Genomic DNA, 24,005 nt, shown 5'->3' on the forward strand with positions numbered 1-24,005 from the left:
TCCGGGGCATGCCCGACGCCACATCGACCCTGCTCTCCCTGAGCGCCGCCGACGCGCTGGGCGCCGCCACGGAATTCAAGACCCCCGAGGCCATCCACGCCCGCTACGGCATGATCGACTCGTACCAGCCGGGCAGCGTGTTCGGCTTCGCCCCCGGCGAGGCGACCGACGACTCGCAGATGGTGGTCGCGACCCTGCTGGGCTACGCCCGCCGGACCGGACACGCGGGCGTCCGCCACGCGCTGCGCGAGTGGCTGGACGCCGGCCCGCCGGACGTGGGCGCCCTCACCGGGAGCGCCCTGCGCCGAGCCGCACCGGGACTGGACGGCGGGGCGTGGGCATGGGCGGCCAGCGGCCACCACAGCGCCGGCAACGGCGGCCTGATGCGGGTCGCCGCGGTCTGGATCGCGGGATTCCGTGGCGGCGCGCTGGCCCGGGAGTCGGCGGTCGTGACGGCCCTGACGCACGCCGATCCTCGCTGCGTCGCCGCCTCGGTGTTCTTCACGGCGTTTCTGGACGCGTTGGCGGCAGCCATGCCGTACGCGCAGGCCGCCACGGCCGGACTGGACGTGATGGACCGGCTCGACTCCCGCAGCGTCCTGATCGAGGCCGGTGTCCTGGGCATCGATCTGCGGGACACGGCGGCGGCCTACGCGGCCGGAGACCGGGCCGCCCGCGCCCAGGTGCGTTCACGCGTGCGCTCGGGCCTGGACGGTCACGTGACCTCACAGAGCGGCTTCGTGCTGGACACGCTGGAGGCGGCAGTGGCGTATGGCCGGGCCGAGACGTGGCTGGCCGCGATCCAGCCCGCCGTCATGCAGGGCGACGACAGCGACACCGTCGCGTGCGTGACCGGGGCGGTGCTGGGCGCCCGGGGAATGGAGGTGCCCGGAGGACTGATCGGACCGCTGCGACTGGGCCACACCTGGCCCGGATGGCAGCGCGGCTGGGCCTGTGCCGAACACTTCCCGGCGCTGGTGGACGGCGCGCAGCACGCGTGACCGGAGACGACCTTCTCCGCAGTGTGCGCCGCAACCCGGTGAACGCCACCATCATCAGCCGGCTGCCGGAGCTGGGCACCGCACAGACGCACCTCGTGGCCGGCGCCCTGTTCCAGACGGTGTGGAATGTCCGCAGCGGGCAGGATCTCCAGGCGCAGATCCTCGACTACGACGTGTTCTACTGGGACGACGACCTGAGCAGCGAGGCCGAGGATCGCGTGATCCGCCGTGCCGCCCGGATCTTCGGCGATCTGGACGTCCGTGTGGAGATCCGGAATCAGGCCAGGGTGCACCTGTGGTTCCCGCAGCACACCGGTCTGGAGCGGCCACCGCTGCGCAGCGTCTGCGTCGGCATCGATCAATTCCTGGCCGTGTGCACGTGCGTGGGCATCGACGCCAGGGGTGGGGTGTATACGCCCTATGGCCTGGCTGACCTCGCCGCAGGCCGGCTGCGGCTGAACGGCCGCAACCACACGCCTCAGCTGTTCGGGGCCAAGATGGCGAGCTATGTCCGCCGCTGGCCGTGGCTTCAGGTCGTGGCCGGGGCCCCTCCCGCCTGACCCCTGTCTCGTGTATACTCCTTCGGTTGTCCGTGACGCACACCCGGCCCGAACCGGCAAGACGTGACGGAGGAGGCAGACAGATGAAGAAGGATATCCACCCGAAGGTCGTTCCCACCAAGATCATCTACCAGGGCAAGGTCGTCATGGAGACCCTGAGCACCCGTCCCGAGATCCACGTGGATGTGTGGAGCGGCGTGCACCCGTTCTGGACCGGCGAGGAACGCTTCGTCGACACCGAGGGCCGCGTGGACAAGTTCAACAAGCGCTTCGGCGACTCGTACCGCACCAAGAAGAAGTAAGACCGACATCGACCGGATCCCGCAGCAATGCGGGATCTTTTCATGGCCTGTGCCGGCAAACGGCACCGTCTGCCATACTCCCACCGTGCTGAAGTCCCCCTACCACGGCGGTCACCTGGAAGTGATCGTCGGCCCGATGTTCAGCGGCAAGAGTGAGGAGCTGATCCGCCGCGTCACCCGCGCCGTGATCGCCCGCCAGCGGGTGCAGGTCTACAAGCCGGCGATCGATGACCGCTACCACGCCGCGGCGGTGGCCAGTCACGCCGGCCGCACGGTGGATGCCGTGGCGGTGCGCGGGGCCGCCGACATCCGGGCCCACCTGGCAGGTGAGGACACACTGCTGCGGGCGGAGCCACCTCCCCTGCCCGATGTCGTCGGCATCGACGAGGTGCAGTTCCTGAACGGCGAGGTGGTACCGCTGGCCCTGGAGCTCGCGGATCAGGGGGTGCGGGTGATCCTGGCTGGCCTGGACCTCGACTTCCGGGCCGAGCCCTTCGGGTGGATGCCGGATCTGCTCGCGCGCGCCGAGAGCGTGGAGAAGCTCACCGCGATCTGCACGGTGTGCGGAGCGCCGGCCACGCGGTCACAGCGCCTGATCGGAGGGGAGCCGGCCCGCTTCGATGACCCCGTGGTGCTGGTGGGGGCCCTCGAGAGCTACGAGGCCCGCTGCCGAGTGCACCACGTGGTGCGCAGCGGCGAATGACGTGCAGACCGCGGCCGGCGCGGCCCACGTGTGGGGCTGGCCGGCGGGCTGCCCGCGTGGACGGCACAGGAACGCCCCCAGATCCTTTTGAATCCATGAACGTGAAACGATAGACTCCCGGTCGTCACCCCCGATCCCGACCTTCCGCTTCTGGAGTCCGATTGCCCAGTCCATCCCCTGCCCCGAACCTGGCCCTGAACCCGTCCGAGTGGCACCGCAGCCAGCGGCAGATGTTCCTGGCGCTGGTGATCCTGGTCACGCTGGCCAGCGCGGTCGCCCTGGCCCTGCAGCGGCCGGCCTTCGATCCGCTGGACATCTGGGCCCTGCCAGGCATGTCCGCGCTGCTGATCGTTCTTCAGGGCCTGCTGGTGCTGAAGCGGATCACTCTCTCGGCGGCACTCCAGACCGCCTACCTGGGCGGCGCGACGTATGTGCTGCTCGCGCTCTCGCACCAGTACGAGGTGATGCCGGCCACGTCGGTGACCCTGATGGAGAACACCTACTGGTTCGCGGTGATCTACGCGGCGGCGTTCCTGACCTTTCCGTCCCGGCTGGCCACCGTCGTCACCAGCGGCATCCTGATCCTGGCCACCGCGATCTGCGCGTGGCACGTGACCATGACAGTGCCGGACGACATGCGCCTGAAGCTGGCGGCGGCCTCGGCCCAGTTCCTGCTCACCGGCGCGGTGCTGATCGTCCTGAACCGCACGATCGGGGTGCAGCACCACCGCCTGATGGCCACCCGCACGGCCGCCTACACGGATGTCCTGACGGGCCTGGCCAACCGCCGCGCCGCCGAGGAGCACCTCGCGGCCCTGGCCCAGGGCGACACGGCCTTCACCCTGGTGCTGTTCGATCTGGATCATTTCAAGAGCGTGAACGACACCTACGGGCACGCGACCGGCGACGCAGTGCTGCGCGGCGTGGCCGGCGCCATCCGTCACCTGCCGCCGGGCAGCGTGGCGTCCCGCTGGGGCGGCGAGGAATTTCTGCTGATCCTGCCCCGGCACGACCGGGCCGAGATCCGGGCGCGGCTCGACAGCCTGCGCACGCAGTTGCGCGGCCTGGTGCTGGGGCCGGTCAGCGGGGTGACCGCCAGCTTCGGCGTGGCGAGTTCCAGGGCCGGTGAGCATCCGGATCAGGTTCTGGCGCGCGCCGATACCGCCATGTACGCCGCCAAGGCCCAGGGCCGCAACGACGTGCGGGTCGCGGACACGATCTTCCGCCACGACCTCCCCGACCCGGTCAACTGACCGCCGGCCCAGTGCCGGTGGACGGGCTCCCGTCCGGCACTGGGCCGACCGTTCACACCGCAGGACTGGGGCGGGGCCACGCCGCCACGCCGGCGGCCGTCGTGTGGGCACCGCAGCCGCCCCAGATGCACCCGGTTCTGTGTGAACAGCGTCAGATTCGCTGCACTATGATGCCCCGCATGGCGTACACCATTCTCGTCGCGGACGACGAACCGGCCATCCGCACCATGCTGGAGGTCATCCTGTCGGCCGACGGGCATGACATCGTGGCCGTGTCGGATGGCAAGGCCGCGCTGGACTACCTGCGCGACCACACGCCCGACGCCATGCTCCTGGACGTCAAGATGCCCCACATGGACGGCTTCGAGATCTGCTCGCGGGTCAAGCGCATCAAGCGCCTGCGTTCCGTTCCTGTCCTTCTTCTCACGGGCTTCGACGATGATCAGACACGCGACCACGCCAAACTCGTGGGCGCAGACGATATCGTATACAAGCCGCTGTCCGGGAAGAACCTGCGCGGCCGCGTGAACCAGCTGGTGGAAGCGCGGCGACGCTAGCCCGGAGGGCCGGCAGAACGGAGCGTCCACCTTGATCTTTGTCCTGCGGTTCTTCAAATTCCTGTTCTCGTTGCTGATCGCCGCGCTGGTCGCCGGGATCGGTGTGGCCGCCACGTACGGCACAAAATGGTGGCGTGAACTTCCCGACTACCGGCAACTCGACAACCTGACCCGCTCGCTGGGCTCGGAGACCAAGGTCTACGCCCGCGACAGCACCCCGCTGGGCACCCTGATCCCGCGCATCGGGGAGCAGGCGATCAGCCGCACCATCGTGACCCTGGACGAGATCAGTCCCTTCATGGAGGCGGCGCTGATCGCCAACGAGGATCGGCGCTTCTTCGAGCACTACGGCCTGGATCCCTACGGCCTGGGCCGGCAGGTGCAGCGGGTCGCGCGGGGCGACACCGCGCAGGGGGGCAGCACGCTGACCAACCAGCTGGTGAAGAACACCCTGCTGCTGGCCGAGTACAACCAGGCCCGTACCCCAGACCGAAAGGTCAAGGAGTGGCTGCTGAGCGTACAGGTCGAGCGCTCGTTCACCAAGGAGGAGATCCTCCAGTCGTATCTGAACACCATCTACTGGGGCGACGGAGGGCCGGTCGAGCTGTACGGCATCTACTCGGCGGCGCAGGCGTATTTCCGCACCACGCCGAAGAAACTCACCCTGGCCCAGAGTGCGTACCTGACCGTGCTGGTGCCTAGGGCCGGTCGCTACTTCGACTACAAGGCGATGCGGCCCCTGATGAAGACCCTGTTCACCCGCATGGTCGAGGACCGGTGGATCACGCAGGCCCAGGCCGACGCCGCATGGAGGGAACCACTCCAGCCGCGCGGATGGAAGGTCATCTACGACACCAACGGGAATGTAACGAGCGCAAAACTGGTCGACCGCACGCAAAAGGAACTCAAGGCCGTCGTCACCACCCGCGCTCCTCATTTCATGGGACAGGTCGAACAGGAACTCGTCCGGCGCTTCGGGCGTGACAAGGTCTACGGTTCCGGCGGGCTGCGCGTGTATACCACGCTCGACCCCAAGGTGCAGAACGCCACCGAGACCGCCAGCCGCGACACCACCTACCTGCCTCCCGGCGCGACCCTGGCCGCGACGGTGATCGACCCCTACACCGGCGAGGTGCTGGGCATGATCGGTCAGAAACTCCGGGGCAGCGAACCCCCCGCCGACTGGAACAACGCCGCGCAGGGCCAGCGGCAGGTGGGCTCGACCATCAAGCCGCTGCTGTACACCACGGCCCTGTCGACCGGCCTGACCCAGGCCCACGAGGAGGACGACAAGCCCGTCTCCTATCCCTGTCCGGGCTGCGCGGGCGGCGTCTATGCCCCCAAGGACTTCGAGGGCGCCACCCAGAACCGCGCCATGACCCTGCGCGAGGCCCTCGACCGCTCGCTGAACCTGGTCACGGTGCGCCTGGCTGACCGGATCGGCCTGCAGACCTTCTTCGGCAAGCTGCGCGAACTGGGCATTCCCCCGAACGACGGCACCGGGCTGGCGGCGGCGCTGGGCGCCGTCGAGACCACCCCGATCAAGATGGCGGCTTCCTATGCTCCCTTCGTGAACGGCGGGCTGTACCGGGCACCTCGCTACATCTCAAGGGTGACCACGGCCCGGGGTGAGGTGCTGTACGACGCCGCCAACGATCCGCTGCGGCCCACGCGCGTCTGGACCCCACAGGTCGCCTTCCTGGGCCTGGACATGATCCGGGGCGTCGTGAACGACTGGACGGAGCCTCAGGGCGGTCTCGCGGCCCGCTCCAAATTCGGCGACTGGCCGGTGGCTGGGAAGACCGGCACCAGCAACTTCGTCAAGGATCTGTGGTTCGTCGGCACCACGCCGCTCTACACCGGGGCCGTGTGGGTGGGCAAGCAGCAGGGCGGTGGCAACCCCGAGTACTACTATTCCGGACAGGTCGCCGCGCCGATCTGGCGCCGCATGATGGAACTCGCGCACCAGGGGCAGACGGTGCGCCAGTTCAGCGAGCCGCCGGGGATCCTGTATGCCGACACGCCCGATCCCCGCTACCTGCGGGACGTGAAGATCGCCGTGCTCGACCCGCAGTACCGCGACGCCGCCAACACCGAGGTGCAGGCTGACGCCCCCACGCCCACCCAGTACCGCGAGACCTCGTACCGGCGGCCGGCCACCGACCCCCGCACCGTGCTGATCAGCGTGGATCGCACCACCAACCGCCAGGCGACCGAGTTCACGCCCCCCGAGAACATCGTCCAGCGCCGGGTGTACATCGAGCAGTTGCCCGCGTACGCGCCCGATCCCAGCCCCCAGCCGCTGCCCGACGAGACGCCCGATCCGGCGGCCGTGAAGGCGGCCCGGAGCGCCGGCAACGCGCCGCAGACCGTGCCGGTTCCCAGCACGCCGTGATCCCCCGGCGGCGGCCCTCTCACGGATTCCCCACGACACCCGACGCCCGGCGGGACATCATGCCGGCATGAGCCGACGCCGCGCCCCCCTGCTGACCCTGCTCCTGGCCGTGGGAGTCATGCCCGCGCAGGCGCGCGTGCGCCTGGGCGAACCCCTGCCCGCGCATCCATGGGTCAGCGCGGGGCGCGAGGTGGTCGTGGTCTACAGCCACGACTGCGGCGACCTGGGTGCCCTGTGGACGGCGATCCTGGCGAGTGGACTGCCGGTGCGGGCCGTGAACGCCGAGGACATTCCCGCGCCGGCGCCCACGGGCGTGCCGGCGTGGCGCGGCGCGGACGCCACGGCCTTCGCCCGGACGCTGCGGGTCGGCACCTACCCCGCCGTGCTGCTGGTGCAGGGCGGGCGCATCCTGAACGCGTGGGAGGGCACCTTTGCGGGCGACCTGGGGCTGGCCGGGCTGGATGACCCGGGCCAGCCCTGAACCCGGCCACAGGACGCCTGCCCCGCCGACCGCCGGAGCAATCCTCTAGACTCCGCGCATGACCGGTGCCGCCGCCTCTCCGACGCTGCTGATCGCGTTCGCGGCAGGCCTGCTGTCCTTCCTGAGTCCATGTGTGCTGCCGCTGGTGCCCAGTTACCTGGGCGTGATCGGTGGGGCGCGGGCTCCGCTGGCCCGTGCGCTGGGCTTCATCGCCGGCTTCGGCCTGGTGTTCATCGCGCTGGGAGCGACGGCCAGCACCCTCGGGGCGGTGCTGGCCCCCCACAAGATCCTGCTGGGGCAGGTGGCCGGCGTGCTGATCATCTTCTTCGGGCTGGTCATGCTGGGAGCCGTGCGCCCGCTGCTGCTCATGCGCGACACGCGGGCGCTGGCCGACGCGGGCGGCTACGGGCCGGTGGCGCTGGGCGCGGCCTTCGCCTTCGGGTGGAGCCCGTGCCTGGGGCCGACACTGGGCAGCATCCTGGGGCTGGCCGCCAGCAGCGCCAGCCTGAGCAGCGGGGTCGGCCTGCTGGCCGCGTACACGCTGGGGCTGGCCGCGCCCTTCCTGCTGGCCGCGCTGCTGTGGCACCGCCTGAACCTGCGCCGCCTGAACCGCTACGCCGGAATCTTCGAGAAGGTCGGCGGCGCCATCCTCGTGGCGGTCGGGTTGCTGATGGTCAGCGGGCAGTTCACGCGGCTGGCAACCTTCTTCTCGCAGGTGATGCCGGCATGGCTGATCCGGTAGGCGCTGGTCTGACCTCCCCCGAACCCACCACCCCCCACGCCGTCCAGCTACGAGACGTGTGGCTGCGCCTGGGCCGCGAGGTGATCCTGCGCAGCGTGACCGTGGACGTCCCCGCCGGGCAGGGCGTGACCCTGCTGGGCGAGAACGGCGCAGGCAAGACCACCCTGCTGCGGGTGGTGGCCTCGGCGCTGCGGCCCACCCGTGGCGAGGGGCGGGTGCTGGGCTTCGACCTGCGCGACGGCCGCTCGGTGCGCGAGGTCATCCATCTCATGCCGGTCGATGCCGGGCTGTACCCGGATCTAAGCTGCGCGGAGAACCTGGAGTTCGCCCTGCGGGTGTACGGGCAGCCCGGTAACGTGCGGGCTGCCCTGGCACGGGTGGGCCTGGAGGGGGCGGCGACACGCCGGGTGCGGCACCTGTCGGCCGGGATGCGCAAGCGGCTGGCCCTGGCCCGGGCGTGGCTGCTGGCCCGGCCCGTCACGCTGGTCGACGAGCCCTTCGCCAACCTGGACGACGCGGGGCGGGCACTGGTGATCGAGCTGCTCCGCGACCTGCAGGGACGCGGCGTGGCGCTGCTGATCGCCGCCCACGAGCCGGAACTGGCCCGGCAGGTGGCTCCCCACGCCCTGCGCCTGACCGGCGGACAGCTGGTGGAGGCGTGAATGCGGCCCTGCGGCTGGCGTGGGCCGTGGCCGCCAAGGATCTGCGGGTCGCGGGCCGCACGCGCGAGTCCGTGCTTGCCACGGCATTCTTTGCCGGACTGGTGCTGCTGATCCTGGGCCTCGCGCTGGGGGGCAGCGACGGGCGCACGCCGACCCAGACGGCGTCGGTGGCGGCGGGGGCGCTGTGGACGGCGCTGGCGCTGTCGGCCGCGGTGGGTGCCCAGCGGGCCTTCGCGCAGGAACAGGAGGCGGGGGCGCTGGAACAGCTGCTGCTGCTGCCGGGGCCACACGGCGCTCTGTATCTGGGCAAGCTGCTGGGAGTGCTGGGGCCGCTGCTGCTGGTCGCGGCGTTCGCGGTGCCCACCGGTCTGATCCTGTTCGGCGCGGCGGGCGCGGGGCGGGCCGTGCCGTGGGCGGCGCTGGCCCTGACCACGCTGCTGGGCGTGACGGGCTTTGCGGCCGGCACGACCTTCTACGGCAGCATCACGGTCAGCCTGCGGGCCCGCGAGGCGCTGCTGCCGGCGCTGGCCTTCCCGATCGTGGTGCCGGTCGTGATCGCCACGGTCAAGGCGACGGCCCTGCTGCTGGACGGCGGCTGGTCGCCTGAGGTCGCCACGTGGCTGTCGTTCCTGGCCGCCCTGGACGTGGGCACCGTGATCCTGGCGACCCTGCTGTTCCCCTTCGCCGCCGAGGGTTGAACCGGATCACTCCTGCGCCTCTGCCAGCCGGCCGAACACCTCCAGCGCTTCATGCTCGCTGGGTGGGGCCAGAAGGCTGGCCGCCAGATCGTCCCGCTGCGGACACGCGCTGGCGCGGACGCGATCCGCAGCCCGTACCCGGTCGTAGGCGGTTCGGCGGTGGTAGACGCCACCGTCCAGCCACAGCCAGTGGGCACCGGGCTCGCCGTAGGGCATCCCGACACTGCCGGCATTGACCAGACGCACAGAACCGATCTGTCGGTCAAAGGACATGTGGGTGTGGCCGACCACGACCACATCGGCGGTGACGCCCTGGAAGTAGGCGGCCACCCGCGCCAACGGCGTCTCGCGGGTGTAGACCGGCGTGTCGGCGTGCGGCGTGCTGTGGCAGAACAGCACCGTACCCACGCCAGGCACCTTCAGGGTGCCGGTCAGGGGCCACCCGGCCATGAACGCGAGGTCATCCGGCCCGAGTTGCGCCGCCACCCACGCCGTCAGGGTTCGGACGGAGTCTGGCAGGGCGTCATCGACCAACCCCTGCGCGAAGGCCACGACCTCGCGGTCGGCATTGCCGCGCACGTACTCCACCCGTACGGGCAGCGAGCGCAGGAAGGCCAGGGTCTCCTGCGGCATGGCCCCGCTCACGACATCGCCGCCACAGACCAGCACGTCCGGCTGCCGGGGCAAGAGGTCGGCCCACACCGCCTCCAGCGCGGGCAGATTCCCGTGGATGTCGTACAGGGCCGCGACGCGCATGTCAGGTCGCGGCGCACCGCCGTGCGGATCCGACACGGGTGCTGAACTGGATGGTGGTACAGGTCTGCACAGGACGCTCCGGAGGGGGACAGGGGTCTGGGCACAGCATAGACCTTGGTCGGATGGGGACACTCGCACTTGCCCGCAAACCCCATTTCTTGCGATTGTGCCGGTATTGGACGGTGCTCCCGCACCGCCTCACGGTGAGGCCACGGTGGGAGGTTCAGAATGGGAGGCGACATGCGAAGAGATCTCACGACGACGCTGCTGGGCGCGGCGACCCTGCTCACGCTGCTGGTGGCGGTGGGGCTGGGCCTGAGCGCGCCGCTGGATATCAACCAGGGCTCGCTGGTGCGCCTGATGTTCGTCCACGTGCCCAGCGCGTGGCTGAGTTACCTCGCCTACGGCGGCACCGGCCTGTTCGGGCTGCTGTACCTGATCCGCCGCGAGCGCCGCTGGGATCGGCTGGCCATGAGCAGCGCCGAGATCGGGGTGCTGTTCACGGTCGTGACCATCGTGGGTGGGATGCTGTGGGCCAAGCCCACGTGGGGCACGTACTGGGTGTGGGACGCCCGCCTGACGACCACGGCCCTGAGCCTGGTCGTGTACGGCGCGTACCTGCTGATCCGCACCATGATCGACGACCCCGAGCGCCGCGCCCGCGTGTCGGCGGTGGTGGGGCTCGTGGGCACGCTGTACGTGCCGGTGAACTACATGGCCGTGGAGTGGTGGCGCGGAGTTCACCAGACCCAGACCCTGAAGCTGCTGGGCAAGGTGCGCTTCGACGCGGCACCGGTCTACGGCTGGGTGCTGCTGGTGGCGACCGTCGCCTTCACGCTGCTGTACGTGTACCTGCTGCGCGTCCGGGCCATCCTGGCCGCCCGCGAGGACGCCCGCGACGAGCTGGAGATGCCGGATGCAGTGAGCACCCTGGGGGTTGCCCGTGGATAAGTACGCGGCCTACGTGATCGTGGTGTACGTGGTGACCTTCGGGCTGCTCGCGGCGTATCTGGCGTGGATGTGGCTGCGGCTGCGGGCCGGAACGCCGGATGACCGGAGCCGGCCATGACGTCTCCCCTGCCACCCACCCCGTCCCCTTTGCCCCAGGCCCGGCAGCGCCGGCGCTCGCCGCTGCCGGTCGTGCTGGGCGTGGTGGCGCTGGTCGGGCTCACGGGGTTCATCGCCTTCGGGAACCTGGGCAAGAGCCTGGAGTATTTCGTGACCCCCACCGAGTACGCCCAGCAGCAGGCCACGCTGGAGGGCCGCCCCCTGCGGATCGGCGGACTGGTGCGAAACGCGACGTACGACCCTCAGACGCTGAAACTGGCCTTCACGGTCACCGACGGCGGCGCGAGCTACCCCGTGACCTACACGGGCGCGGTCACCGACCTGTTCAGGGAGAACCAGGGCGTGGTCGTGCGCGGCACCTTCCAGGGGGGCATCTTCCACGCCTCCGAGCTGATCGTGAAGCATTCCGAGGAATACAACGTGCCCAAGACGCAGGCCGACATGGATCAGCTGCTGCGCCGGAGCGAGTGAGGCCCGGGCCGTGCTGAACCTGATCTCCTTTACGTCCAGTCCGCTCGGTGCGCTGGGGCAGATCGCCCTGCTGGCCGCGCTGGCGTTCACGCTGGCCGGCCTGGGGCTCGCCGCGGTGGGCGGTGTACGCCCGGACGCCCGCGTGACCGAGGCGGCCCGCCGCGCCACGTGGGCGGTCTTCGCCCTGGTGACCGTGGCGTGCGCCGTGCTGATGGTCGCGCTGCTCCAGGACGACTTCACGGTGCGGTACGTGGCCGAACATTCCATGCGGGCCTCGCCGCTGTGGGTCAAGATCACCAGCCTGTGGGGGGCGCTGGAGGGCAGCGTGCTGCTGTGGGCGTGGCTGCTGGCCGGCTACACCTTCATCCTGAGCCTGACGCTGCGCCGCGACGCGCTGCGGCCGTGGGCCCTGGGCGCGATGTTCGTGAGCCTGCTGTTCTTCGTGGGCGTGTGCGCCAGCGTGGCCTCGCCGTTCACGCCGATGGCGACCGTCCCCGCCGACGGCCGGGGGCCGAACCCGGCCCTCCAGAACCACTGGATGATGGCGGTGCATCCGGTGCTGCTGTACCTGGGCTTCGTCGGCCTGAGCGTGCCCTTCGCGTACGCCGTGGCTGCCCTGGTCACGGGCCGCCTGAGCGACCACTGGGTTGCGGTCACGCGCCGCTGGACGCTGGTCGCGTGGACGTTCCTGACCGCCGCGATCGTGGCCGGTGGATGGTGGAGCTACGAGACGCTCGGCTGGGGCGGCTACTGGGCGTGGGATCCGGTCGAGAACGCCAGCTTCATTCCGTGGCTGCTGACCACGGCGTTCCTGCATTCGGTTCAGATCCAGGAACGGCGCGGCCTGATGCGCTCGTGGAACGTGTGGCTGATCGTCCTGGCGTATTCCAGCACCGTGCTGGGCACGTTCCTGAACCGCAGCGGCATCGTGCAGAGTGTGCACGCCTTCGCGGGCGGGCCGGTCGGGCCGGTCTTCCTGGGCTTCCTGGCGCTGCTGCTGGTGTCCGGCATCGCTCTGGCCGCGTGGCGGGCTCCCCGCCTGCGCGACGACGCCGACCTGGCCGAACCCGTGAGCCGCGAGGGCGCGTTCCTGGCCGGCAACTGGATCTTCCTGGTGTTCGCGTTCATGGTGCTGCTGGGCACGCTGTTCCCCACCTTTGTCGAGGCGTGGCAGGGCCGGCGGGACGCCTCGGTCGGCCCGGCGTTCTACAACGCCTTCGCCATTCCGCTGGGGCTGGCACTCCTCGCCCTGATGGGCGTGGGGCCGCTGCTGCCGTGGCGGCGGGCCGACGGACAGTCGCTGTGGCGGGCGCTGCGGCCCCTGCTGGTCGCCGGACTGGGGGCGGGCCTGATCGCCTTCGGTCTGGGCATCCGCAGCGCCGGTGTGCTGGCGACCATCGCGCTGGGCGCGTACAACCTGCTGGGCCTGGGCCTGCTGACCGCCCGCGCGGCGCGGCAGGCGGGCGGACTGGGCACCACGCTCCGGGCCAATCCCCGCCGCTACGGAGCGTATCTGGCGCACGTGGGTCTGGTCGTCGTGGCGCTGGGGCTCGCGTTCAGCGGGGCATACCGCGCCGAGACGCAGGCCACCCTGACCGTGAACGCCGCCCCCACGACCCTGCTGCACGAGCAGGTGCAGGTGCAGGGCATCCGGCGCGAGCTGCGGCCCTATGGCGGCTCGACCGTGGCGACCGTCCTGATCGACGGCCGGCCCTTCCAGGCCCGGATCAATACCTACACCCAGGCGGGCAGCACCGGCTTCCCTGCCCCCGCCGTGCGCTATTCCCTGCTGGGCGACACGTATCTGGTGCTCACGGCCCAGGACAGCGCCGCCACCCCACGGTGGGTCAGCGTCCACCTGATCGAGAGCCCGCTGGTGTCGTGGATCTGGTGGGGCACCCTGATCATCTGTGTCGGGGCCGGACTCACGCTGGTGCCGCCGGGCCGCGTCGCGCCCCGGACGGTGGCCGCAGGGCTGGCACCCGCGACCGACTGACGACCCCCCATGCACTTCTGGAGACCGAGTAAGCCGATGACCACCTCCAAGACCCAGTCCAGTCCTCCTGCCGCCCCCGTCCCGGCGTGGCGACGACTCATGCCCCCCCTGTTCGCTGCCGCGCTCGTCGCGGTGCTGGGGTACACACTGCTGCGGCCGTCCCACAACGCCACCACCGGCGGGCCGCTGATCGGCAAGACGGCACCATCCTTCACCCTGACCAGTCTCGACGGCGTTCCTGTACGCCTGGAGCAGCTGCGCGGCCGCCCGGTCGTGCTGAACTTCTGGGCGTCGTGGTGCGGGCCCTGCCGCGAGGAGGCGCCGATGTTCCGCGAACTGGCGGCCAAACAGGGCGGCGCGTCCGACGTGGCGATCCTGGGCATCCTGTTTCAGGAGACCAGCGAGAAGAACGCCCGCGACTTCATCCAGGAATACGGTCTGGCGTACCCCAACCTGCGCGATCCCGGCATCGACACCGGCGTGAACTACGGCGTATCGGGCATCCCGGAGACCGTGTTCATCGACAAACAGGGCGTCGTGCAGTACATGGATCGGGGCGGCCTGACGCGCGAGCGCCTGAATGCCGGACTGAGCGCGATCGGCGTTCCCGGCATCTGATGGCAGCTCGGCTCACTGCAGTTCTTCTGACCGCCTCTTTGCTGGGAAGTGCCGTGGCTGCCGCCCCCGCCCTGAGCCCGGCGCAGGAGGCCCGCGCCGTCGCCATCCAGAAGAACCTGCGCTGCCCGCTGTGCGACACCGGCGAGTCCATCGAACAGTCACGCAGCGATATCAGCATCAAGATGCGCCAGAGCGTACGCGAGCAGGTGGCGGCCGGGAAGCCCAGCGACGAGATCTATGCCTTCTTTGCCCAGCGCTACGGCAACTTCGTGTTGCTCGACCCGCCCCGCAGTGGCCGGAACCTGCTGTTGTGGGGCGGCCCGCTGCTGGCCCTGGTGGCCGGCGGCGGCGTGTGGTGGACGTTCCTGCGGCGCCGGTCACCGGGCACTCCGGCTGCGCCTCTGACTGAACCCGAGCCCTACGACTCGTATCTGGATCAGGTCAGGCGCGACACCCGCCCCGGCGGGGAGCGCTGATGGCGGGCCTCGTGGTGCTGGGCCTGATCGTGCTCGCCGCGCTGTACCTGACCCTGGAACCGCTGAGGCGCGGGCAGGTGGCCGACCCGGACGCGGCGCAGCGGGATGACCTGATGGCCGAACGCGACCGGCTGTACATGGAACTGGCCGACCCCGCCGCAGGTGACCGCCGCCCGGATCTGGAACGCCGCGCCGCCCGCACCCTGCGTGCCCTGGACGCCCTGCCGCCTGCACCGGGCCGTGGTGGGGCACGGCGGCTGGCCCTGATCGGCACTGTGGCCGCGCTGCTGGTCACGGCCATCGCCGCGTTCACGGTCGTGCCGCGCTGGCAGCTCGCGTCGCTGGACACCGGCGAGGCCGCCAACGTGCAGGCGGTGCTGGATCTGCCGCAGCTCCGGGCGACCGCCGAGCGCACGAAGACCAATACCGACTACCTGGCGTGGGGGAAGGCCGCGTTCGACTCCGGCACCTATGACCAGGCGCTCACCGCCTACGGGAATGCGCTGAAACTCGACCCCAGGCAGCCGGTGGCGCTGCGGCGGCTGGGAATCTTACTGCTCACGCGCGGCGAGCAGACGGGTCAGGAGATCAGCGAGCAGGACGCCACGCAGGCGGCGCTGCTGGTACAAACCGCCGCGCAGCTCGCGCCGAGCGATCCGGAGTCGCAGCTGCTGCTCGGCTATACGCTCGCCCGGTTCGGGCAGAGTCGGGACGCCCTGGACGCGCTGGAGCGCTACCGCACGCTGAGTCCATCGGGCCGGGAGGCGGACGAGCTGATCACGGCGCTGCGGACCCGGCTGCAGCAGAGCGACCCCGCGCTGACCGTGTACGCCGCGAACTGCGCGAGCTGTCACGGCCCGGCTGGCGGCGGCGGCATCGGCCCGAACCTGCGCGTCTCGACCCTGACCCGCGCCGCGATGGCGACCATCATCCGGCAGGGCAAGGGCGCCATGCCCGCGTATCCGCAGCTGTCCGGGCGCGACCTGACCCTGCTGCTGACGCTGCTGGAGGACTGGCAGAAGGCGGGCCAGTGAAGCTGACCCGGCGCCACGTGCTGGAGCGCTGGTGGATGCTGCCGGTGGCAGGAACGCTGGGGGCCTTCGGCTATCTGGGATGGTATGGAGCACGGGTGACCTTCGGCCGGGAACGGGCCGGATCACCGGATTTCGAGTCGCACCCACCCCGGAGGGTCGCGTCCGTCGCGGCCCTGAGCGCCGAATGGTCGGAGCAGACCTTCACCTACGCGGGACGGCCCTGTACGCTGCTGCGCGTGCCCCAGGCGGTGTCGGGCGGTCTGGAGACCACATCCGGTGACACGGCCACCCATCTCGTCGCGTATTCCCGCGTCTGCACGCACCTGGGCTGCACCGTGAACCTCGTGCGCGACCCGGAGGTGCTGGCCTTCGCCTTCAACTACCGACCGCCGCAGGACGCGCCGCATCCGCGCCTGGGCTGCCGCTGCCACTACAGCGTGTTCGATCCGCTTCAGGCCGGCGTGGCCGAGTTCGGCAAGGCGCGCGCTCCCCTGCCGCGCGTGCGGCTGGAACGGCGCGGTGCCCAGATCTGGGCCACCGGCATCGAACCCGCCCCGGCGCTGGACAGCGGATGACGTGCGCCCAGAGCACCCGCAGCGATGTCGAGGCCTCGTCCACAAATGTGATCATCACCGCCGCCGGCCGAAGGCTGGGGACGAGGTGTGGTGGCCGCCGCATGACCCGGCTGGCGGCCCGTCCAGCAGGTGTCTGACCGAACCGTGCAGGAGGCTCATGGGCAGGGCGGCCGTGCGCTGAACCTCGACACGGCACCCTGGCGCCCGAAGCTTCGGGCCACCTCCGGGTTTCGGCCGATGGGCGCACACTGGCGGTAGATGTTGTCGCAGCGCCGTCCTGTCGGGCCATCTGCCGAGGACACACGACGGCGGCCAGCAGGTCTCGCCCTGGCCGCCAGCTCTGGCGGGTTCAGGTGCGGGCGCCGACCAGATTCGCTCCCTTCAGAAGCATGTCCTGTGCCTCATCCAGCGCGGCCACCTGCCGGTTCATGTACGCCACGGTTCCGCGCACGAGTTCAAATTCAGCCGGGGTCGTCCAGCCGGGTCGGGGAATGATCTTCAGCAGCTCCTCCAGCCGGTCGGAGGCGGCCAGCTCGCGCACGCGGGCATGCAGGGCCTTCACCTCGCGGCTCAGGGCCTTGAGGTCGTGCGGACCGACGTGCGGGATGTCGCCACCGGGCAAGGCGGATGTGGTGTGGGTGGTCATGCTGTCCCCTCCTGTGGAGTGGGCGCGTTCCGGCGAGTGTCTCCCCCCCGGAAGTGCGGCCGGAACGACGCCTGTACCGATCATCCTCCGTGGCCCATGATCAGACCATGATCGGTGGAACGGGCGTCACACGGTACGATCGGGAGCGTATGTCAGATCCCTCTGCTCCGGCCGCGCCCCCTGCCCTGCCCCTGATCGTGTGTGCGGGTGAGGCCCTGATCGACCTCGTGACCGGGGGCGGAAGCACGTGGCACGCGCACCCGGGCGGCGCCGCATGGAACGTCGCGCGGGCCTGCGCGGCTCTGGGGGTGCCGAGCGCCTTTGCCGGGGCCGTGGGCCAGGACAACTTCGGGGATGACCTGAAGGCTGCCAGCGACGCCGCCGGGCTGGACGCGCGGTTCCTGCAGCAGGTGGCCGCACCGACGCTGATCGCCGTCGTGTACTCGGCCAGTCCGCCGGCGTACCGGTTCCTGGGCGAGAACAGCGCCGACCTGCTGTTCGACCCGGCCGCGCTGCCCCACGGCTGGCTGGGCGCCGCGCGCTGGCTGCACGTGGGCGGCATCAGCCTGAGCCGCTGGCCACTGGCCGACACGCTGCTGGAGGTGATCGACTCGGCCCGGGCGGCCGGGGTGAAGATCAGCTTCGACCCCAACGCCCGGATCACCCACCGGCACCCGGACTACCCGGCCGTGTTCGAGCGGGTGCTGCGGGTGGCCGACCTGATCAAGTTCAGCGATGAGGATCTGGACTTCTTCTTCCCGAAGACCACCGAGGAGGAGGCGCTGCGCCTGCTGCGCGGCCTGAACCACGACGCCCCCATCGTCATCACACGTGGAGCGCAGGGCGCGACGCTGTACCACTCGGCAGGCACCGTGAACCTCCCGACCGTTCCCGTCACGGTGGCCGACACCGTGGGGGCTGGGGACGCCCTGTGTGCCGGGCTGCTCTCCAGCGCCACCCGCCGCCCGGAGGCGCTGTGGACGGAGCACCTGCGCGTGGGCCTGAAGGCAGCGGCCGTGGCGTGCGCCCACGCCGGGGCCTATGCACCCACCCAGGCCGATCTGGACGCGCTGGGCTGACGGTAGGCCGCGCCGGGCCCGGTGACCGGGCCGGCGCGGCACGTGGTCACGCCCCCGATCCGGTCACAGCACGAGGTGGGCGTCGTCCTGCTCGGCCATCATGCGCAGGAAGGCATCGACGTACTGGGGATCGAACTGCCGACCGGCCTGCATGCGGATCTCGTTCAGGGCACGGTCGCGCGTCCACGCCGGCTTGTAGGGCCGTGCATTGGTCAGGGCGTCGTACACGTCGATGATCGTGAACAGGCGGGCGGTGTCCGGGATGTTCTGGCCGCGCAGCCCGGCCGGGTACCCGGTGCCGTCCCAGCGCTCGTGGTGGTAGCGCACCAGATCCAGCGTCTCGGCAGGGAGGAAGTGCAGATCCTGGAGCATGTCGTACCCGACGGTGGTGTGCGTCTGGATGATCCGCCGCTCCTGCGGGTCGAGAGGGCCGCGCTTGTGCAGCACGGCGTCCGGGATCGCGAGCTTGCCCAGGTCGTGCAGGTACGCGCCCCAGCGCAGCGCCTTGACCTGATCCTCGGCCCAGCCCAGCCGGCTGGCGAGACGCTCCGAGCTGCGGACGACACGGGTGGTGTGTCCACCGGTGTCGTCGTCACGGCGTTCCAGTGCGGCCCCCAGCGAACGCAGCGTCAGGTCGTTGGCGTCGCGCAGTTCGCGGATCGCGTTCCACTGGCCCAGCTGTGCCCCGAGCAGACGCGCGAAGGACGCGATCACGCTGGTCTCGTCCTCGTCGAACTCCACGTCCTCGTTGCGGGTCAGGATCAGCACGCCCAGGTGGGTGGTGGCCCGGCCGTACACGGCGGCCACGTGGTATTTCCGGCGCTGGGGCTTCTTGAGCAGGGCCAGCACTTCCTCGGCGACCCAGTGGTCGGCCTGAACCGACCGGCTGTCGCTGTCGCTGGGGTGAATCGGCCGCTCCAGGAAACCCTCGAAGGCCCCCCGGGCGGCGAGAATCATGGGCGTGCCCTGGCGGTACGCCACGAAGGCCATGTTGGGCGCGACCTGCAGTTTGTCCAGGATGTTGATCCCGGCCCGGATGATCGCGTCGGCGTCCCGGGCCTCGGCCAGGCGTTCACTGCCGGCCCGCAGCGCGGCGATGGTGTTGCGCTGCCACGCGAGTTCCCGTGCCGATCCCTGATCCCGCAGCGTGATGAAGCCCAGGCCGCCGAGCATCAGCAGGACGCCCAGCAGTTCCAGCAGACTCGCCTCGTGGCCGGGCAGCGTGAGGGACACGAGAAATCCCAGGGCGTAGGCCACCGGCGCCAGCCACCGCAGCATTCCGCCCAGGGGCCACGACACCACACCGAGCAGCAGCGCCGCGCCGCCGAGGAGCGCCGGCTGATCGGTCAGGGACGCGTACCCGACAGCTCCCACGAAGAGCAGGAGCACCACATACGACCACGCTGACGGGCGGGACACGCCCGGAGTGTAGCATTCCATGAGCTTCGCCTTAATGCTGACGTGCCCGGCAGTTCCGGCCCCCTGATGGGTGGCGGGATCAGGCCGGACTGCCTGCAGCGGCGGGCGGGATGGTGGCGTCGACCCACACGGTCTTCTGATCCGTGTAGTGCACCTGTCCGGCGGGCGCACCGCGGGGCCGCCACACGAACTTCACGCGGGTGTAGTCCACCGGCACGCTGCCCCCGCCCCGCGCCCTGCTGTGTGCGGCGGCCAGCTGCGCCGCGTACAGGATGTCCGGCGGGGCCAGGTCGCGCCCGCCGGTGCGGACGAGCACGTGGCTCCCCGGATACCCCTGGGCATGGAACCAGTAGTCCGTACTGCGGCCCACCCGGTGGGTCAGGGTGGCGTTCTCCTTGTTGTTCCGGCCGATCAGCACCTCGTGGCCGCCCGGCGTGATCGCCCGGATGCCGAAGGGGCTCTTCTCGGGCCGCCCATCGTGCAGGCTGGCCTCCAGCGCTTCGAGATCGTCCAGCGTGGCGGTCTCCAGCCTGGCGGCGCGGCGCTCGGCCTCGGCCAGCTCGGCGCGCAGCCCCGGCTCCCGCTCTGCGAGCCGCAGGTAGACGTCCTCGCGGCGGCGGGCCCGCGTGTACCGCTTCTCGGCGTTCTGGACGGCACTGAGCTGCGGCTCCAGCGCCACCACGCGCAGGCCGCTGCCGTCGAAGGCCGGCAGCTCGGCGCTGGCCGCCCCGGGCGGCACCTGCGCGGCATAGGCCATCAGCAGATCGGCGTCGGCGCGGTCAGCGTGGGCATCCTCCAGGCCCCGTTCGGCCCGGCCCACGTCGGCGAGCTGGTTGTGCAGCAGGGTCAGCCGCTTGTCCAGCGGTTCGCGCAGCGCCCTGCGCAGGGCCGCTGCCTTCTCGCTGCGGGCCGCCGCACGGGCCCCGCCCTGCATGGTGCCCTCGCTGACGCTGGGATCGGCCACCACGCTGCGCAGCGCGTCGAGCACCTGCGGCCACGCCTGCCCGGGAACGTCCCCTGGCTCCAGTCCGGCGCGGCGCACGAGCTCCGCCCCCAGCAGCGGCCCCAGTCCGTCCAGGTGATCTCGCCAGCGCTCCACCGGCACCGATGCCAGCGCCTGGGCCTGTGCGTCGGTCAGCGTACGTGGATCGGGCTTGTCGTAGGGCGGCGGCGGCGTGTACGGGCCCCCGCTGCGGATGGTGCGGAAGCGGTTGCGGCGGCCGGTCACCTCACGGGCCGCCATCAGGATCCTGCCGCCAAACCCCTCGCCCTCCTCGAGCAGCAGTACGTTGGCGTTGCGGCCGGTGACCTCGAAGATCAGCCGGGTGGGCGCCTGATCGACGAAGCCACTCTCGCCGGCAAAGTGCAGCGCCACCACCCGGTCGAGTTTGAGCTGCTCGACCCGGAGCAGGTCGCCACGGGCGCGGGCGGCCAGGGTTCGCTGGAAGGGACTGCGCGGATCCCCCCGCAGCCGCTCGCGCGACACGAACAGCACCGGCTGCGGTGGCCGGTACCCGAGCACCAGATTCCCCACACCGTCGAGCAGCAGGGCGGCGGTCGTCTCGTCCGGGAACACCCAGCCCAGGGTGCGGGCCGGCAGCATGGGCGCGAGGTCACGCAGCACCCGCGCGAGCATCAGGCCTTCCACGCGGCACCTCCACGAAGAGCAGACAGGTCGGAGGTCATCCGGGCATGGTAGCGCCCACACGGCAAACCGGACATCCCGGTCATGAGGATGTCCGGTTCCATCGGCGCTGTATTACCAGAAGTTGCCGAGGCGGAACGAGAACTTGCCGCTGCCGTTCTGCGGGGAGTAGCCGTAGTCAAAGCGCAGGCTGGGCAGCAGGGTGCCGCCGATCCCCAGGTTCAGCTGCACGCCCGCGCCGAAGCCGTAGTTCAGGGTCGCAGCCGTGGTGTCGCTCCACGCGGTGCCGGCATCGGCAAACAGCACGCCATACAGGCCCTGCGCGATCCCGGACTTCAGGCCGAAGTCATACCGGTATTCGGCGCTGCTGGTCACGTAGTTGGTGCCGAACAGCTGGGCATTGTCCAGACCACGCAGCTGGAACGCGGTGTTGCTGCTGCCGCCGCCGATCGAGTAGCCGGTACCGGCCGGCGCCGTGCCAGCACCCAGGATCGTGCCGGCATTCACGCGCACGGCGAAGACCTGCTGCTTGGTCTGCACGTTCAGTTCCTTCTCCAGCGTGCGGCCAAAGCCGTAGTACGTACTGACCCCGACCTGGGCATCGGCCCACGACAGCGGGGTATCCCCCTGGCGGCCGATGTTGTAGCCGGCGGCCAGCCCGCCGCGCAGGCCCCTGCCCGGGAACTCGGGGTTGTCGGTGCTGTCGTAGGTCAGGCTGCCACTGAGCCGGGTCGTGACCGAGGCATCCGGGATCAGCGGGGTGGCGTACGCGGGGGTGACCAGCACCTCGGTCTCGCTGACCGTCCCGGCGACGTCCGTGGACTTGACCTTTACCTTGGCGTTGGCACCATCCACCGCCGTGGTGCTGTCGGCCTCCAGGGCCTCGATGTAGTAGGTGCGGTACGACACCCCGACCCCGAGGTTGGCCCGCAGGTTCTGGGTCAGGCTGCGGCCTGCCGTGACGCTGAAGCTCGTGGTGCGGGTGGTGTAGTCGAAGCCGGTATCGCTGCCGGGATCGGGCGTGACGACCGTGGTGCCGTCCGTGCCAGTGAGGGTACCGCTTCCGTCGGTCGTCAGGATGGGCGTGTTGCCTGTGACCGTGCTGCCGGCCGACACGCCCACGCTGGTCGGCGTCTTACGGAAGTCCAGGAAGTCCAGATCCAGCCACGGGATGGTGTAGGACACGTTGCCGACGAGGTTCTGCCCGGCCTGGTTCTGCTGGGCACCGATCCCCACCGAGAACGTGTGCGCCAGACCGAACACGTTGTTGTTGGTATATGCGGCGTCGCCACCGAATCCGCCGGCGAAGGAATCGTAGGTCAGGCCCAGGTTGACCGGGATGCCGGTCGTGGTCTCGCTCAGGCCCAGGACATACGTGACGTTCTCCGGATTCTGGGGATCGCTGCGCACCGTCTCGGTGGTCACCTTCACGAAGCCCAGGCGGGCGATCGAGCCCAGCGAGGCGCGCAGGGTATTCAGGTTGAAGGCGCTGCCGGGCGCCGGGAGTTCGCGCAGGATCACGCGGTCGACGGTGCGGTGCTTGCCCGCCCATTGCAGCTCGTAGCCGACCAGCTTCACCTCGCGGATCGTGTAGGTCAGGACGCCCTGGTCGAACGCGATGGCGTCGCGCGTACTGATCTCGTAGCCCTGCTTGCGGTACAGGTCGCGCAGCGCCAGGAAGTCCTCCTGGGCGAGCTGCGGGGTATAGGTATCGCCGACCTTGGTCTTGATCGCGGCCTGGAGCTGCGCCGTCGGGATCAGGCTGTTGCCACTCACCGCGATGCTCTTGACCGGCCCACTCGCGACATCGGCCGCGCCGAAGAGCACGGTGACCCGCGAGGGATCCTGCGCGTCGGGCTGGAGCGCGAAGCCCACGGGCTTGCCGGTCTGGTTGGCGAGGGTGCGGACATCGGCCTGGAGGCTGGCGAGCGTGACCGGCTTGCCCGTCTGGGTCTGGAGGGTGCCCGTGACCTCGCCCAGATCGCTGGTGTCCACCGCCGCGACCCGGCCCTCGACCACGTTGACCTTCAGGACACCGTCGGTCAGGACGCTGGTGCGGGTGTTCACGCCGCTCTGGAGGTAGCCGGCCTGGTCATACGCCTGCTGGAGCTGGTTCACTGCCGCGTAGTACGCGTCGGGCGTGAACTTCTTGGCGTCGTAGAGCGGCTTGAAGATCGCGGTGACGGTCGCGGCCGGGAGCTGCGTCACGCCGGCCACCTCGACCCGCTTGATCGGCGCGGTCTCGTCGACCACGAAGCTGACCGTGGCGGTGCCGTCGGCGGCGGTCTTGACATCCGTGCTGATGCTCGGCGCGAAGGGATACCCCTCGGCCGAGTAGTTGGTGGCGAGCGCTTCCCTGGCCTGATCGAGGCGCTGGGTGTTCAGGGTCGCGCCGGGCGCGATGTTCAGCAGTTCACCGATGGATTTCTTGAAGCCGTCGGCCGGCAGGAAGGTCAGCCCGGTGGCGTCCACCGCCCCGATGGTGGGGTTGGGCGTGACCGTGATCTGGAGGGTATCCCGGCCGTTGACGGTGCGGAGTTCGGCCACCGCCGTCTTGAAATAGCCGCTGGCGATGACTTCCTGTTCCACCTGCCGCAGGTTGACGCTGGAGAGGGGCGCACCGGGTTGGATGGTCAGGGTGGCGCTCAGGAAATTGGCCAGCAGTTCACTGGTGCCGACGACCGTGACATCCTGCACGGTGCCGGCCGTCTGGGCGACGGCAGGCGCAGCGAGGAGGACGGTGACGGCAAGCGTGAGGGGGTGTCGCATGATTCTCCTAGTGTCGCGCACTGGCCTGAAGTCGCCCCGCAGCGCCGCCACACTCTAGTGCGCTGGGGGGCCGGGCACGGCGCGGCCTGCTCCCACACT

25 protein-coding genes are annotated in these 24,005 nt (G+C 70.4%); 20 read left to right on the plus strand and 5 right to left on the minus strand.

The window, feature by feature from the left end; translation table 11 throughout:
* Positions 1-8 precede the first annotated feature (8 nt).
* The 11 genes from U2P90_RS12140 to U2P90_RS12190 all read left to right on the plus strand — a co-directional run bounded on the left by U2P90_RS12140 (position 9) and on the right by U2P90_RS12190 (position 9,354).
* Positions 9-1,001, plus strand: a complete 993-nt coding sequence (locus U2P90_RS12140) for an ADP-ribosylglycohydrolase family protein (RefSeq protein WP_322472323.1) — start codon at positions 9-11, stop codon at positions 999-1,001.
* Positions 998-1,561 (plus strand): nucleotidyltransferase family protein, encoded by a 564-nt coding sequence (locus U2P90_RS12145; RefSeq protein WP_322472324.1) that lies wholly within the window; start codon positions 998-1,000, stop codon positions 1,559-1,561. The genes U2P90_RS12140 and U2P90_RS12145 overlap by 4 nt, the downstream gene beginning before the upstream one ends.
* 83 nt (positions 1,562-1,644) lie before the next feature.
* Positions 1,645-1,863: a 50S ribosomal protein L31 gene (gene rpmE, locus U2P90_RS12150; RefSeq protein ID WP_295818451.1), complete on the plus strand. Its 219-nt coding sequence runs from the start codon at positions 1,645-1,647 to the stop codon at positions 1,861-1,863.
* Positions 1,864-1,948: 85 nt separating this feature from the next.
* Entirely contained in the window at positions 1,949-2,566 is a 618-nt protein-coding gene (locus U2P90_RS12155) for a thymidine kinase (RefSeq protein ID WP_322472325.1), read from the plus strand.
* 161 nt (positions 2,567-2,727) lie between these two features.
* A complete protein-coding gene (locus tag U2P90_RS12160; protein ID WP_322472326.1) occupies positions 2,728-3,819 on the plus strand; it encodes a sensor domain-containing diguanylate cyclase in 1,092 nt (363 codons plus the stop codon).
* Positions 3,820-3,998: 179 nt separating this feature from the next.
* The gene (locus tag U2P90_RS12165) at positions 3,999-4,376 is read left to right on the plus strand and encodes a response regulator (RefSeq protein WP_380103159.1); all 378 of its coding nucleotides are present in this window, start codon (positions 3,999-4,001) and stop codon (positions 4,374-4,376) included.
* A gap of 31 nt (positions 4,377-4,407) precedes the next feature.
* The gene (locus U2P90_RS12170; RefSeq protein WP_322472327.1) at positions 4,408-6,771 is read left to right on the plus strand and encodes a transglycosylase domain-containing protein; all 2,364 of its coding nucleotides are present in this window, start codon (positions 4,408-4,410) and stop codon (positions 6,769-6,771) included.
* Positions 6,772-6,838: 67 nt separating this feature from the next.
* Positions 6,839-7,252: a penicillin-binding protein gene (locus U2P90_RS12175; protein ID WP_322472328.1), complete on the plus strand. Its 414-nt coding sequence runs from the start codon at positions 6,839-6,841 to the stop codon at positions 7,250-7,252.
* A 58-nt stretch (positions 7,253-7,310) separates the two neighbouring features.
* The gene (locus tag U2P90_RS12180) at positions 7,311-7,994 is read left to right on the plus strand and encodes a cytochrome c biogenesis CcdA family protein (RefSeq protein ID WP_322472329.1); all 684 of its coding nucleotides are present in this window, start codon (positions 7,311-7,313) and stop codon (positions 7,992-7,994) included.
* A complete protein-coding gene (ccmA, locus tag U2P90_RS12185) occupies positions 7,979-8,656 on the plus strand; it encodes a heme ABC exporter ATP-binding protein CcmA (RefSeq protein ID WP_322472330.1) in 678 nt (225 codons plus the stop codon). The genes U2P90_RS12180 and ccmA overlap by 16 nt, the downstream gene beginning before the upstream one ends.
* Positions 8,653-9,354 (plus strand): heme exporter protein CcmB, encoded by a 702-nt coding sequence (locus U2P90_RS12190; protein WP_322472331.1) that lies wholly within the window; start codon positions 8,653-8,655, stop codon positions 9,352-9,354. The genes ccmA and U2P90_RS12190 overlap by 4 nt, the downstream gene beginning before the upstream one ends.
* A gap of 6 nt (positions 9,355-9,360) precedes the next feature.
* Here U2P90_RS12190 and U2P90_RS12195 read toward each other — a convergent pair whose 3' ends face one another.
* Positions 9,361-10,110: a metallophosphoesterase family protein gene (locus U2P90_RS12195; protein WP_322472332.1), complete on the minus strand. Its 750-nt coding sequence runs from the start codon at positions 10,108-10,110 to the stop codon at positions 9,361-9,363.
* A gap of 240 nt (positions 10,111-10,350) precedes the next feature.
* On the opposite strand from U2P90_RS12195, the gene ccsA reads away from it, so the two are divergent.
* Genes ccsA through U2P90_RS12235 form a run of 8 tightly spaced genes read left to right on the plus strand, consistent with a single transcriptional unit; the run spans position 10,351 to position 16,348 of the window.
* The gene (ccsA, locus tag U2P90_RS12200) at positions 10,351-11,061 is read left to right on the plus strand and encodes a cytochrome c biogenesis protein CcsA (RefSeq protein WP_295818434.1); all 711 of its coding nucleotides are present in this window, start codon (positions 10,351-10,353) and stop codon (positions 11,059-11,061) included.
* The gene (locus U2P90_RS12205) at positions 11,054-11,179 is read left to right on the plus strand and encodes a hypothetical protein (protein ID WP_322472333.1); all 126 of its coding nucleotides are present in this window, start codon (positions 11,054-11,056) and stop codon (positions 11,177-11,179) included. Before ccsA ends, U2P90_RS12205 begins: the two co-directional genes overlap by 8 nt.
* Entirely contained in the window at positions 11,176-11,649 is a 474-nt protein-coding gene (gene ccmE, locus U2P90_RS12210; protein ID WP_322472334.1) for a cytochrome c maturation protein CcmE, read from the plus strand. The genes U2P90_RS12205 and ccmE overlap by 4 nt, the downstream gene beginning before the upstream one ends.
* A gap of 10 nt (positions 11,650-11,659) precedes the next feature.
* Complete coding sequence (locus U2P90_RS12215; RefSeq protein ID WP_322472335.1) at positions 11,660-13,645, plus strand: heme lyase CcmF/NrfE family subunit; 1,986 nt, start codon at positions 11,660-11,662, stop codon at positions 13,643-13,645.
* 36 nt (positions 13,646-13,681) lie between these two features.
* Positions 13,682-14,263, plus strand: a complete 582-nt coding sequence (locus U2P90_RS12220) for a TlpA family protein disulfide reductase (RefSeq protein WP_322472336.1) — start codon at positions 13,682-13,684, stop codon at positions 14,261-14,263.
* The gene (locus U2P90_RS12225) at positions 14,263-14,739 is read left to right on the plus strand and encodes a cytochrome c-type biogenesis protein CcmH (RefSeq protein ID WP_295815289.1); all 477 of its coding nucleotides are present in this window, start codon (positions 14,263-14,265) and stop codon (positions 14,737-14,739) included. Before U2P90_RS12220 ends, U2P90_RS12225 begins: the two co-directional genes overlap by 1 nt.
* Complete coding sequence (locus U2P90_RS12230) at positions 14,739-15,773, plus strand: c-type cytochrome (RefSeq protein WP_322472337.1); 1,035 nt, start codon at positions 14,739-14,741, stop codon at positions 15,771-15,773. The genes U2P90_RS12225 and U2P90_RS12230 overlap by 1 nt, the downstream gene beginning before the upstream one ends.
* Positions 15,770-16,348: a ubiquinol-cytochrome c reductase iron-sulfur subunit gene (locus tag U2P90_RS12235; RefSeq protein WP_322472338.1), complete on the plus strand. Its 579-nt coding sequence runs from the start codon at positions 15,770-15,772 to the stop codon at positions 16,346-16,348. Before U2P90_RS12230 ends, U2P90_RS12235 begins: the two co-directional genes overlap by 4 nt.
* 349 nt (positions 16,349-16,697) lie before the next feature.
* Here the strand turns inward: U2P90_RS12235 and U2P90_RS12240 are convergent, their stop codons facing one another.
* Positions 16,698-16,994, minus strand: a complete 297-nt coding sequence (locus tag U2P90_RS12240) for a hypothetical protein (protein WP_322472339.1) — start codon at positions 16,992-16,994, stop codon at positions 16,698-16,700.
* A 149-nt stretch (positions 16,995-17,143) separates the two neighbouring features.
* Here U2P90_RS12240 and U2P90_RS12245 point away from each other — a divergent pair, with 149 nt between their 5' ends.
* Positions 17,144-18,073 carry a carbohydrate kinase family protein gene (locus U2P90_RS12245; protein WP_295815295.1) on the plus strand — a complete coding sequence of 310 codons (930 nt, stop codon included), beginning with the start codon at positions 17,144-17,146 and terminating at the stop codon, positions 18,071-18,073.
* 63 nt (positions 18,074-18,136) lie between these two features.
* Here the strand turns inward: U2P90_RS12245 and U2P90_RS12250 are convergent, their stop codons facing one another.
* The 3 genes from U2P90_RS12250 to U2P90_RS12260 form a co-directional block, all read right to left on the minus strand.
* A complete protein-coding gene (locus U2P90_RS12250; RefSeq protein WP_295815296.1) occupies positions 18,137-19,492 on the minus strand; it encodes an HD-GYP domain-containing protein in 1,356 nt (451 codons plus the stop codon).
* A 79-nt stretch (positions 19,493-19,571) separates the two neighbouring features.
* A complete protein-coding gene (locus U2P90_RS12255) occupies positions 19,572-21,140 on the minus strand; it encodes an NFACT family protein (RefSeq protein ID WP_322472340.1) in 1,569 nt (522 codons plus the stop codon).
* 111 nt (positions 21,141-21,251) lie between these two features.
* Positions 21,252-23,906: a BamA/OMP85 family outer membrane protein gene (locus tag U2P90_RS12260; protein WP_295815299.1), complete on the minus strand. Its 2,655-nt coding sequence runs from the start codon at positions 23,904-23,906 to the stop codon at positions 21,252-21,254.
* Positions 23,907-24,005: the final 99 nt, after the last annotated feature.

The sequence above is a fragment of the Deinococcus sp. AB2017081 genome (assembly GCF_034440735.1).
Lineage (GTDB): Bacteria > Deinococcota > Deinococci > Deinococcales > Deinococcaceae > Deinococcus > Deinococcus rufus.